10 protein-coding genes are annotated in these 11,782 nt (G+C 63.0%); 3 read left to right on the forward strand and 7 right to left on the reverse strand.

Translation table 11 applies throughout. The annotated features are described in order from the left end of the window. Window positions 1–678, forward strand: coding sequence for a DUF1028 domain-containing protein (locus JFU04_RS16865; protein WP_106803538.1), 678 nt, complete (start codon window positions 1–3; stop codon window positions 676–678). Next, on the forward strand, window positions 675–1,820 hold the full coding sequence (argE, locus tag JFU04_RS16870) for an acetylornithine deacetylase (protein WP_120448898.1): 1,146 nt from the start codon (window positions 675–677) through the stop codon (window positions 1,818–1,820). Before JFU04_RS16865 ends, argE begins: the two co-directional genes overlap by 4 nt. 300 nt (window positions 1,821–2,120) lie before the next feature. Here argE and JFU04_RS16875 read toward each other — a convergent pair whose 3' ends face one another. Next, on the reverse strand, window positions 2,121–3,032 hold the full coding sequence (locus JFU04_RS16875; protein ID WP_065907639.1) for a LysR substrate-binding domain-containing protein: 912 nt from the start codon (window positions 3,030–3,032) through the stop codon (window positions 2,121–2,123). Between the two features lie 218 nt (window positions 3,033–3,250). Between JFU04_RS16875 and JFU04_RS16880 the strand changes: the two genes are divergently transcribed. Next, window positions 3,251–4,666 carry a purine-cytosine permease family protein gene (locus JFU04_RS16880; protein WP_065907637.1) on the forward strand — a complete coding sequence of 472 codons (1,416 nt, stop codon included), beginning with the start codon at window positions 3,251–3,253 and terminating at the stop codon, window positions 4,664–4,666. Window positions 4,667–4,775: 109 nt separating this feature from the next. Here the strand turns inward: JFU04_RS16880 and JFU04_RS16885 are convergent, their stop codons facing one another. From JFU04_RS16885 to JFU04_RS16910, 6 genes are all read right to left on the reverse strand, one after another. Further along, window positions 4,776–5,981, reverse strand: a complete 1,206-nt coding sequence (locus JFU04_RS16885) for an EAL domain-containing response regulator (RefSeq protein WP_106803536.1) — start codon at window positions 5,979–5,981, stop codon at window positions 4,776–4,778. A gap of 64 nt (window positions 5,982–6,045) precedes the next feature. After that, a complete protein-coding gene (locus JFU04_RS16890) occupies window positions 6,046–6,729 on the reverse strand; it encodes a cysteine hydrolase family protein (protein ID WP_242485977.1) in 684 nt (227 codons plus the stop codon). A gap of 34 nt (window positions 6,730–6,763) precedes the next feature. Further along, window positions 6,764–7,828 carry a fimbrial protein gene (locus tag JFU04_RS16895; RefSeq protein WP_106803534.1) on the reverse strand — a complete coding sequence of 355 codons (1,065 nt, stop codon included), beginning with the start codon at window positions 7,826–7,828 and terminating at the stop codon, window positions 6,764–6,766. After that, window positions 7,825–10,323 carry a fimbria/pilus outer membrane usher protein gene (locus tag JFU04_RS16900; protein WP_201145042.1) on the reverse strand — a complete coding sequence of 833 codons (2,499 nt, stop codon included), beginning with the start codon at window positions 10,321–10,323 and terminating at the stop codon, window positions 7,825–7,827. Before JFU04_RS16900 ends, JFU04_RS16895 begins: the two co-directional genes overlap by 4 nt. A gap of 63 nt (window positions 10,324–10,386) precedes the next feature. After that, window positions 10,387–11,115 (reverse strand): fimbrial biogenesis chaperone, encoded by a 729-nt coding sequence (locus JFU04_RS16905; protein ID WP_242485913.1) that lies wholly within the window; start codon window positions 11,113–11,115, stop codon window positions 10,387–10,389. 75 nt (window positions 11,116–11,190) lie between these two features. Continuing rightward, entirely contained in the window at window positions 11,191–11,739 is a 549-nt protein-coding gene (locus JFU04_RS16910) for a fimbrial protein (RefSeq protein WP_201145044.1), read from the reverse strand. Between the last annotated feature and the right edge of the window lie 43 nt (window positions 11,740–11,782).

The raw sequence follows: 11,782 nt of genomic DNA on the forward strand, positions 1-11,782 counted from the left end.
ATGACGTTTTCCATCGTCGCCCGATGCGCCGACACCGGCCAGTTGGGTATTGCCATCAGTTCCTCAAGCATTGCCGTGGGCGCCCGTTGCCCGTGGCTGCGCCCCGGCGTGGGTGCGGTGTCGACCCAGAACATCACGCTGCCGGCGCTGGGCCCGGACGTGCTCGATTTGCTCGAACAAGGCCTCGCCCCTGCCGAGGCCATCGACACCGCGTTGACGCGTAATGGCTACAGCCAGTACCGACAGCTCACGGCCATTGATCACCTGGGCCGCAGCGTGCATTTCAGCGGCAGCGAAACCCTCGGCACCCACAACGCCGTGTCGGGAGAGCAATGCGTGGCGGCCGGCAATATGCTCGCCGACCGCGCGGTGATCGACGCGATGGTCACCGCCTTTGAACAGGCCGAAGGGCAGTTGGCGGACCGACTCCTGGCCGCCATGCACGCCGCCATCGCCGCCGGTGGCGAAGCCGGCCCGGTGCACTCCGCCGCACTGGTGGTGGTGGGCGAACTGACCTGGCCGATCATCAACCTGCGGGTCGATTGGGCGGACGAGGCGCCAATCGGCGCGCTGCAAAAACTCTGGGACGCCTACCGCCCGCAAGTGCAGGACTACATCGACCGCGCCCTCGCCCCCGACCGTTCGCCCGGCTACGGCGTGGCCGGAGACGAGCGATGAGCCAGAGCCAGGCGTTGCTGCGCACGCTGGTGGGGTTCGATACCACCAGCCGCGAATCCAACCTGCAGTTGATCGAGTTTGTGCACGATTACCTGGCGAGCTTCGGCGTGGCCAGCGAGCGGATCTACAACGAGGACCGCAGCAAGGCCAACCTGTTTGCCAGCATCGGCCCGGTGCAATTGCCCGGCATTGTGCTGTCCGGGCATACCGACGTGGTGCCGGTGGACGGGCAGCCCTGGACGGTGCCGCCATTCGAGTTGACCGCGCGCGACGGCAAGTTGTTTGGGCGTGGCACGGCAGACATGAAGGGCTATATCGCCTGTGTGCTGGCGCTGGTGCCGGCGTTGGTCGAGGCGCCGTTGCGGATGCCGGTGCATATCGCCCTGTCGTATGACGAAGAGGTCGGCTGCCTCGGCGTGCGCTCGTTGCTCAAGGTGCTGGAGCAACGCCCGGTGAAACCGATGCTGTGCATCATCGGCGAACCCACCGAGCTCAAGCCGGTGCTGGGCCACAAGGGCAAGCTGGCGATGCGCTGCGACGTGCATGGCGAGGCCTGCCATTCGGCCTACGCGCCTTACGGGGTGAATGCGATTGAACATGCCGCCGAGTTGATCGGTGAACTGGGCCGCATCGGGCAACAGCTGCGCGGCACCCAGGACGCGCGGTTCGATCCGCCGTTCAGCACTGTGCAGACCGGCGTGATCAGTGGCGGCAAGGCACTCAACATCGTACCCGCCGATTGCCGCTTCGACTTCGAGATTCGCGCGTTACCGTCGCAGGACCCAGGCGAGGTGGCCGACGCGTTGAAAGCCTATGCCACGCAGCAGGTGCTGCCGCGCATGCAGGCGGTCAGCGCGCAGAGTGCGATTCACTTTACCGAGCTGTCGGCCTATCCGGGGTTGGTCACCGACGAACGCAGCCAGGCCGCGGAGTTGATTGCCGCGTTCAGTGGTTCACGTGAGTTCGGCACCGTGGCCTTTGGCACCGAGGGTGGCTTGTTCGATGCGGTGGGCATCCCCACCGTGGTATGCGGGCCGGGGAGCATGGACCAGGGGCATAAGCCGGATGAGTTTGTGAGTGTCGACCAACTGGCCGGGTGTGATGCCATGCTGCGGCGGATGCTCGACTCAATCCGTGCCTGAGCCGCCCACCTGCAGGCAACACAGGTCAACTGTAGGAGCTGGCTTGCCTGCGATAGCGGTACATCCGCCACACCTGGGGCAACTGACCCACCGCTTTCGCGAGCAAGCCCGCTCCCACATTTTTGCCCTGCGCTCACTCCAGTAAGCGCGCGCTCTTCCCGGCAACCTCCTCTACTGTGGGAGCTGGCTTGCCTGCGATAGCGGTACATCCGCCACACCCGGGGCGACTGACCCACCGCCATCGCGGGCAAGCCCGGCTCCCACATTGATCTCCAGTGCTTGCCAGAAAACCGTGCAGATTCACCCCAGCAAGCGCGCCAGTTCTTCGCGGCAGTAATCCACAAACAACTGCACCGGCTTGGTCAGCGGCGCCCGGCGCAACCACACCGCCGACAACCCCGACCCGGTCACCGTCTCCGCCAGCGGTACGCACGCGACCTTCTGCCCATCATAGGTGTACTCGGTAAATGGCTTGGTCACCAGGATCGAAAAGCCAAAGCCCCGTCCCACCATGCCCCGCACCATCTCGATCGACGGCGAGCTGAACACGATATTCGGCGTCAGCCCGCGCTCTTCAAAGATGCTCACGAAGTACGTGCGGCTCGGCAGCACGTCCAGCAAGATCATCGGTTCCAGCACCAGGTCCGCCAGGGATACCTTGGCCTGCTGCGCAAAGCGGTGATCCGCCGGCAGCAACGCGTACGGCTGCTGCGGCGGCATCAGCGGCGTGGTCTCGATGGTCGCGCCCAGGTCATGCTCGAAGAGCATCGCCACATCGATACTGCCCGCCGTCAGCGCCTGTACCAGTTCTTGCTGCTCGCCGTCACGGATGCGGATTTCCACTCCCGGCCAGCGCGCCTTGAAACCGGCGATCAAGCGCGGCAAGTACAGCGGTGCCACCGTTTCAAAGCAGCCGATATCGATCTGCCCCGCGACCACGTCATTGTCGGCCAGGGCGTTCTGTTCGAACTCATGGGCCACCCGCAGCAGCTCCAGGGCCTTGCGATAGAAGCGCGCGCCGCTGGGGGTGAGTGACACGCCCTGGGCGTGATGGCGGATAAACAACTGCACGCCAAAGCTGTCTTCGAGCTGCTTGATCGCAGTGGACACCGACGGCTGCGCGATATACAGCTTGCGCGACGCTTCGGCGACGCTGCCGCACTCGGCCGTGGTGACAAAATATCTGAGTTGGCGCAAGTTGTAGGCAGCCATCGGGACCTCCAGAAACGTGGGACTTCGCCCGCAAAACAGGTACAGGCAACATACCGGAGCGCGGCAAAGCGCGAGCGATATTTTTTAAGGTCTATAGCAACAAACTTACTAATTTACCTCCCTGCGCCCATTGCAGATGATCACTCCAACAACAAAGCGCCGCGCAGGCGGCGCACAGCGAAGTACGTCCACGTACTCACCTTGCCTTGGAGCTCGTCATGGTTACCACTGCAACATCCTCCGCCCCGCTTATCGAAAAACACACGATTGGATACGTGCCCCCGGAAGATCGCCACGGAAAGGTAAGAGACCTGTTCACCCTGTGGTTCGGCGGCAACATCGCGCCGTTGCCGATCGTCACCGGTGCGCTGGGTGTGCAACTGTTCCACCTCAACCTGATCTGGGGCATCGTCGCTATCCTCGTCGGCCACCTGGTCGGCGGCGTGCTGATGGCGCTGCACTCGGCCCAAGGCCCGCAAATGGGCATCCCGCAAATGATCCAGAGCCGCGCGCAGTTCGGCTCCCTCGGCGCGCTGCTGGTGGTGGTGATCGCCGGCGTCATGTACATCGGCTTCTTCGCCTCCAACATCGTGCTCGCGGGTAAATCCCTGCACGGCGTGGTCGATGCCGTGCCCGTGCCGGTGGGCATCGTGATCGGCGCCATTGGCTCCGGGATCATCGGCATCATCGGCTACCGCTTCATCCATGTGCTCAACCGCATCGGCACCTGGGTGCTCGGCGCCGGCATCGTGCTGGGTTTCGGCTACATCTTCACGCATGTGCAGACCACCGACTTCCTGACACGCGGCAGCTTCAACATTTCCGGCTGGCTGGCTACCGTGTCCCTCGCAGCGCTGTGGCAGATCGCCTTTGCGCCCTACGTGTCGGACTACTCGCGCTACCTGCCGGCCGACGTGCCGGTCGCCTCGACCTTCTGGACCACCTACCTCGGCTCCGCCCTGGGCTCCAGCCTGTCGTTCATCTTCGGCGCCGTCGCCGTCCTCGCCACCCCGGTGGGCATGGACACCATGGACGCGGTCAAACTCGCCACCGGCGCCATCGGCCCGCTGATGCTCGTGCTGTTCTTGCTCAGCGTGATCAGCCACAACGCCCTCAACCTCTACGGCGCCGTGCTGTCGATCATCACCCTGGTCCAGACCTTCGCCTACCGCTGGATCCCCACGGCCAAAAGCCGCGCGGTAATCTCCATCCTGGTGCTCGCCGCCTGCGCGATTGCCGCCGTGTTCGCCTCCAAGGACTTCATCGGCCACTTCGTCGACATGGTGCTGGTGCTGCTCGTGGTGCTGGTGCCGTGGACGGCGATCAACCTGATCGACTTCTACGCGATTCACAAAGGTCAATACGACATCGCCTCGATCTTCCGCGTCGATGGCGGGATTTACGGCCGCTACAACCCCCAGGCGCTGCTGGCCTACGCGGTCGGGATCGCGGTGCAGATTCCGTTCATGAACACGCCACTGTATGTAGGGCCGATTTCCGAACACATCAACGGCGCGGATCTGTCCTGGGTGGTGGGGTTGGTGGTGACGTCGCCGTTGTATTTCTGGTTGGCGAGTCGCGACAGTGCCTATAAACGCCGTATGCATGGCGGGAAATTGGTGGAAGGGGTTTGAGCTGACGGCTTGAAGTGATTCGATTGTGATGTCTGGAACCCTCCATATCGTGGCATCGAGGCCAGGGTGTGGAGGGTTTTAGTCCCCGTAATGACCGCCACGGCGATGCTCACGACCGTCGATGAACTTCGAACGCCGCCGGTAACCAGCGCAGCAGATCCACATCACTCATCGGCCGCGCGAACAGATAGCCCTGCCCTTGCGTACATCCCATCGCCAGCAGTGCCTCGCGCTGCGCCTCGGTTTCGATACCCTCCACCACCACCGACATACCCAGGGTTTCCCCCAGTGCCAGGGTGCTGCTCACGATCGCCTGGCAGCGCGGCTCATGGAGCAACGTGCGGATAAACTCACCGTCGAGCTTGATCTCGTTGAACGGCAGTTGGCACAGGCGCTGCAACGATGAGAAGCCGGCGCCGAAATCGTCGATGGACAACTTGCAGCCCATCATGCGCAGGCGCACCAGGGTTTCCAGGCTGGTCGCAGGGGCTTCCAGCAGGCCGCTTTCAGTCAGTTCAAAGGTCAGGCTGGCAGGTGCCGTACCGTGCAGGGAGAGGATGCCTTTGATAACGGCGATCAGGTTGCTGTTGGCCAACTGGCTGGTGTGCAGGTTGAACGACAGATCAAGCGGGAGCCCGCTATTTTTCGCCAGCCGCTGCAGGCTCAAGGCCTGGTTCATCTGCATGAACAGCAGCGTATCGAGCAAGTCGCAGCGTTCCAGCACCGGCATGAACACCGCCGGCGACAGGATGCCGCGCAGCGGGTGCACCCAGCGGGTCAATACCTCCACGCCGCAGACGTCATCGGTGTGCATGTCGACCTTGGGCTGATACCAGGCTTGCAGTTGCTGTTCGTTGAGCGCCCAGCGCACTTCTTCATCGCTGGCCACGCGTACCGGCGCGGCCTTGGGCAGCGCAGTGCCGGGGCCACTGGAGCGTTTTTTCAGCAGGTGCTCCAGGCTGTGTGCCTGCAACGGCTTGCCGACGTCACCGAGCATTTCAAGGCCCAGCAACGAAACGATCTGCTGCACAGTGCGGCGTACATCCGCCGACAATGAGCTGCTGATAATCACGGAGCCGACCAGACCCGAGTGCCCCACCTGCTGAAGAAACTCCAGGCCATCCATACCCTCCATGCACAAGTCGCACAGGGCAACATCCACCCTGCCCACCTGTTGCAGCACCGTCAGCGCCTGCACACCATCCGCGGCCTCATAGACCTCGTGACAGCCCAGTTGGCGCAGCATGCTCACCGCCACGGCACGTTGGAAAGGATGGTCCTCAAGTACCAGCACACGTATCGGAAGACTCGTCATTGCAGTCGGCTCATCTGAAAGGAATAAGGCCGCCCGGGTCATACACCGGGCGGGTCGCAGCGATTCAGCGCACAGGCAGCTTGATGATCTGCGCGGTGGTCATCACGTCGCCGAAGGTGTCCTCGACTTCGGCCAGTGCCGCTTGATGCAAGGCGTCCTTGTCGACGCCCTGGCCATTGACACGGGTGATCGCGCGGGTGGCGGAGGCATCGGATGCGACAATCACGTTGAAGCCCAGAGGCGCGGCATCACGGGCGGCACCGGCGACACAGGCATGGGTCATCAGGCCGCTGATGATCAGCGTGTTGATCCCGGCCTTGCTCAGTTGTGTGGCCAGGTCGGTGCTGGCGAACACGCTTACGGTGTTCTTTTGCACCACGTGATCCTGCGGGCGTGGCTGCATGGCCTTGTGAAACTTCACGGTCTCGCCATCAATGGCGAACACCGCAGCGCCGGCCGGCGACACGTGCTGCACGTGGTAGACCGGGATCTTGTGGCTGTCGGCATAGCTGATCAGCTCGCGGGCTTTCGCCAGGGCGCTGGCGCCGTCCGGGATCGGCATGCGTCCGGTGAAGTATTCGTTCTGGAAGTCGATCACGATCAACGCGGTCTTGGCAGCCGGCAATTGCTGGATTGGCTCGGCACCGGACATGGCGCGGATGGTCGGGTGATCGTTGGTCACGGTGGCACCGCTGGCAACCACGGTGGTACCACTGGCAACCACGGTGGACAGTACGCAAGCGGCCATGAAGCGACGGGTAAAACGTTGCATGGGATCGTTCCTATTTGTAGGTGATGGTGAAATTCGCGGTGGCGTTGGCAATACCGGGCTGCGGCCCGGAGGCATCGCCGGCGGTCTGGATGTAGCGGGCACCGAACTGCAGGTTGGTGGTGCCGTCCTGGACTGGCATGATCGGTACATCGACGCCCAGCGGCAGCACGGTTCCGTCCTGCTTGAGCACCTGTACCGCCACGCCGCTGGCGGTGGCTTCGGAGTTGAGCCCCAGGATTCCCTGGCCGGCATCGACAATCACCGACCCCTTGGCGCCATCCAGGCGGATGTTGGCGGTGTTGCCCTGGAAGTAGTTCCAGGTCGGATTCCCCGCGTACGTCCCGGCAATGCAGTTATTCAGCGGGATATTGAAACTTTCGGTTGGCGTGACGCTGCCGGGACCGTTGAACACGCGCTTTTCCCAGTTGTTCAACGGAACGTCGATGATGCTGCCCACGCCTTCGGGCATGCTGCAGCCGGCCACGGTCACGCTGCCGGTCAGGCGACCGTCGATCCAGTCGAACGGCGTACCGTTGTTGTTGATCGTGACGGTGTACACCTGCAGGTTGCCGAAATCATTGACGCCTGCCGGGATCGGTCCGGTTTTGATCAGGATCAGGCTGTTATTGGTATTGGAGGCGAAACCACCGGTATTACAGCTGGCGTACGTCAGCGGGAAGTACCAGTTGCCGGAGGTCCGGCACAGAAAGCTGGGGCGGCTTTCGTTGACCACTCCTACCCCGATTCCCGGTATGTTCGTCGCGTACAGTTGGCTGCCTTGCACCGCGCCAATGGCCGCGGTGACCGCGGGCAGCTTGGCACCCAGCATGTTGGCCTGGATCGAAAACGGTACCGTCGTCGTGCAGTTGATGATCGGGAAGCGGGTGTACTTGACCAGCCCGATGGTTGAGCCCACCGGCGCATCCTGAGGAATGTACACATCCCCGATGGGGTGCACGCTCTGGGTCGCGCTGGTTGCCCCACAGTCGGCCAACGCCATCTCTGAAAGGGCAAACGGTGCCACCGCCAGCGCGCTCAACAGCACGCGTTTTTTCCACTTGTTTATCGGTTTCATGGACGAACTCCTACGCACACAGCGTCCATCACCCGATAACCATCGGTGGCCGGCGTGCTGCTGATATCCAAATTGATTTCACACTGCTGCGCGGCCTTGCCACCCCACTTCATGGTGTAGGTGACGCCTTTGCCCGCCGACAGCAGCACCTGCCCTGCCTGGCCGACCACGCCGACACTGGCGCCCTGGTCGTCCTGCACGGTGGTGCCGAAAGGCAAGAGCGAGCCATCCTGCAGGCGGACGTTGAGCAGTATTTTTTCCGAACGGCTGGCGGCGAATACCGCCTTGACCACCGCACCGCGACGCGGCACCACGTTGGTCACGCCTTCGGCGATGTCGACGCTGGTGTCCAGTTCGCTGGTGTCCACGGCCACGCGGTTCTTGCGATACGGCGTGACGTACGGCACCAGGGCATACCCGCGGTCGTTGGTCAGGGTTCCCGGGGCATTCAGCAGGCCGACCTTCGGCGTGTCCTTGACCTCCACCAGCGCCACGGTTTCACCCAGGGTCTGGCCGAACTCCACACCATCGCCATGGGCCAGCACCGAGCCCGCCGCGCTGACCGAGGTCTGCCGGTAGCCCGAGCCGACGCTCACACCGGCGCCCAACTGGGCAAAAGGTGCACGGTAGCCCAGCAGTGCCGAGCCGTTGTTGCCGGTGTTTTCCACGCGGTTGGCGTTGACGTTGTAGTTCAGGTTGCCATCGCGACCACTGAGGCCGGCCCGTTGATCCAGGCTGCCGTCATTGTTGCGGGTGACGCTGAACGTACCGGTACTGCGGGTTTGTCCCAGGGGCATGGACACAGTGAAGACCACCTGGTTGTTGGAGCCGAAGTCGTCTGTCAGGGTCTTGCTGGCGTACACGCCATAGGTCACGCCCTTGTACTGGGTGTTGAAACCCAGCTGCATCTGCTTGTCTTCCCGGGACGTGCCCCAGTAGTTCTGCTTGCTCAGGTTCAAGTACAGCGAGCCATAGTTGTCCAGGGCCTGGTTGACGCTGGTCTCGACCTTGCTGCGCTTGGAGAACTGGCTGTAGTCGTTGGGTTGCTGCAAATCCACGGCTTCGCTGAAGTCGCGATAGCCTTCGGTGGAATAGCGATAACCGGCGAAGCGCACCGAGGTGCCGCTTTCAAAGGCCTTGCCGTAGCGCAGGCCGATGCTCTGGCCTTTTTTGCTGTCGCCTTGGGTGGTGACGGCCTTGGGCACGTCGGTCTGCGCCTGGGTGACGTCAACCGAGACGGCGCCGATGCTGCCCAGGCTCTTGCCCACGCCAACCACACCGGCACGGTAAAAATCAGCCCCCAGAAAGCCGCCGTACAGGGTCAGGTCGAACGGCAAGCCGTAGGCCAGGGACGCCTGGGTAAACGGAGGCCGCTCACCGCCGTTGGCCGAGTTGTATTCGCCGACTGTCGCGCTGTAGCGCCAGGTGTTTTCCCGCAGCATGTTGGCCAGGGTTGCGTACGGCTGGGTGAAACGGCGCTCGCGACCATCGGCTTCGGTGATGATCACTTCCAGGTCGCCGCTGCCCGAGGCGGCGTTGAGGTCGTTGATTTCAAACGCACCCGGCGCCACGTAAGTGGTGTACAGCGAGTAGCCGTTCTGGCGCACTTCGACCTTGGCCTGGGTTTCGGCGATGCCACGGATCACCGGGGCGTAGCCCTGCATCGAGTCCGGCAACATGCCCATGTCCGAGGCCAGTTGCACACCGCGAAACGGCACGCTGTCGAACACATCGCCAGGGGTGAAGCTCTCGCCCATCGTCAGCGTGGCTTTCAGCGGCGTGATGTCCCGTTGCGCGTAGGTATTGCTGCGCTGCCATTGGCGGCCACCTTCATCGCCCTGGCGGAACGAGGAGCTGGAGCGAAAACGCCAGTCGCCGAGGTTGAAACCACCGGTGGCATACAGGTTGTACTGATTGCCGGTGCCCCGGGCGTCGCTGTTGGTCTGCGCGGCGGAAAACTGGTAGTTGAGCATCGCGGCATTGATGCCGCGGTCCCATTCCGACGGTGCCACGTAGCCGGCCGCATCCCGGCTCAGGGCGATCTGCGGCACGCTGATATCCAAAGCCAGGTAGTTGGCATTGAAGGTTACCGAGGCGCCCTCAATGAGCGCGGCCAGGTCGATACACGCGGGGAGCGTTTCACCGGGCACCTTGAACGCATCCAGCTTAACCCCGAGCTCCTTGAGAAAGGCTTCGGACAGGCATACACGCACGTCACCACCCTGCTCATCCTTGATGAAGGTCATGTCACGCCGGTCGAAAAAGCTCTGGTTCAGGCGAATCAGCACCGGGTAGGTACCAGGACCGATGCTGCCGCTGTTGGCCACCGCATCCAGGTCGAGGTTGGGCCCGGCACCGGCGCCGCCAAACGACTGCATGAAGCCGGCATCGAACTTGGCAGGCTCACCGGCCACGGCCAATTCACCGGCACAGGCGGCCGCCACCGCAACCCACAAAGGCAAACGACTAAAGCTGAAGGAGTTATCGATTCGCATGGCAATACCCGGCCGCCGCGCCACAGCCGTGGCACGCGCAAACGTCTACAGGAAGAAAAGGAATCAGCGGTTCAGTGGCACGGTCTGCGGCTCGCTGTAGCCGCCGTAATCATTGATGGCCGAGAACACCACTTCGCCGGTAGTGCCTTTGAAGCCCGGCAGCGGATAACGCTGGCTGCTCAGCGGCGCGACCATCGTCGGCTCGTTGACCTCGACGCTCTGGCCGGCAGACTTGGCGGTGACGCCAATGAACGAAATATGGAACGGCGACGGGTTGTTGACCACCAGCACTGCCCTGCCCTGCTCCTGCGCGAGGCTCCAGGTCAGCTGCGACGGTGCTTCGATCGCATTGCCCTTGAGACCGGCCGGGCGATAGAACAATTTGACGCGGGTGCGCATGGCGATCTTCAGCGTATTGGCGTTGCCTTCGCTGGCCACCGGGATTTCCTGGGCGTTGAAATAGAGCACCGATTCACGGTCGGTCGGCAGGTTGCCGGCGACTTTCTGGATGCGCACCATTTGCTCTTTGCGCGGGTCCAGGCGGAACAGCGGCGGCGTCGACACAAAGGGCGTGGCGGTGGTCATGTCATCGGCTTCGGTGTTGACCCAGGTCTGCACCATGTACGGCTGCGCCGTGGTGTTGCTGACGGTGATCGCCGCGTCGCGTTTGTTGCCGTCGAACACGATCCGTGTGCCGCCGAGCATCACACCGGCCTGGCTGGCCGTGCTGAGCAGTACAGCACTGAGCAACAGCGCCAGGGCCGATGCTTGCTTGAAGGGGGAAACGTTCATTTCGATCATCCTCTTGCCGTGAGCGAGGGGATGGCCGCCGCGCGCATCAGCGCTGCAGCGGCGCATCAACAGGGCTTACTGGTACTCGACGGTGAACGCAGCCTTGGCGTTGGCCGGGCCGGAGGTCGCAATGCCGGTAGCGATGTAGTTGGCGGTGAAGCGCAGCGGTTGGGTCAGGTCCAGGTAAGGAGCCGACTCCAGGCCCAGTTGCACGTCCTTGTCGGTGGCGTCCTTGATCTGTACTGCAACGTTGGTGGCGTGACCGGCGTCCGGAGTGATGCCGATCCACTGGCCGCTGGCGCCGGCGGTGCCGCTCAGGGACAGGAATTTGACCACGGCGCTCTTGCCGGTGACGCTGCAACCAGGGGCAGTGGTGTCGATGGTCAGGCTGAACGCGCCGCCACCGGCAACAGCGCCGACGGTAGCCAGGGAGGTGGCAGGTACGTCGCCCAGGCCTACATCGCCGGCACCGGCCGAACCGTTCAGGTCAGTCACGACCACCGGGCAAGTGTTGTCGGTTACGGAACCGACGAAGTTGATTTCACCGTCAGCAGCCATGGCAGCCTGGGAACCAGCGGCGAGGATGACAGCGGCAAACAGACCTTTGAGCGCAAACTTGTTCATAACGTAATCCAGATAATGAGGAAAGTTCGAAGCCCAGTGAGGG

The sequence above is a fragment of the Pseudomonas sp. TH21 genome (assembly GCF_016651025.1).
In the GTDB taxonomy this organism is placed as follows: Bacteria; Pseudomonadota; Gammaproteobacteria; order Pseudomonadales; family Pseudomonadaceae; genus Aquipseudomonas; species Aquipseudomonas aylmerensis.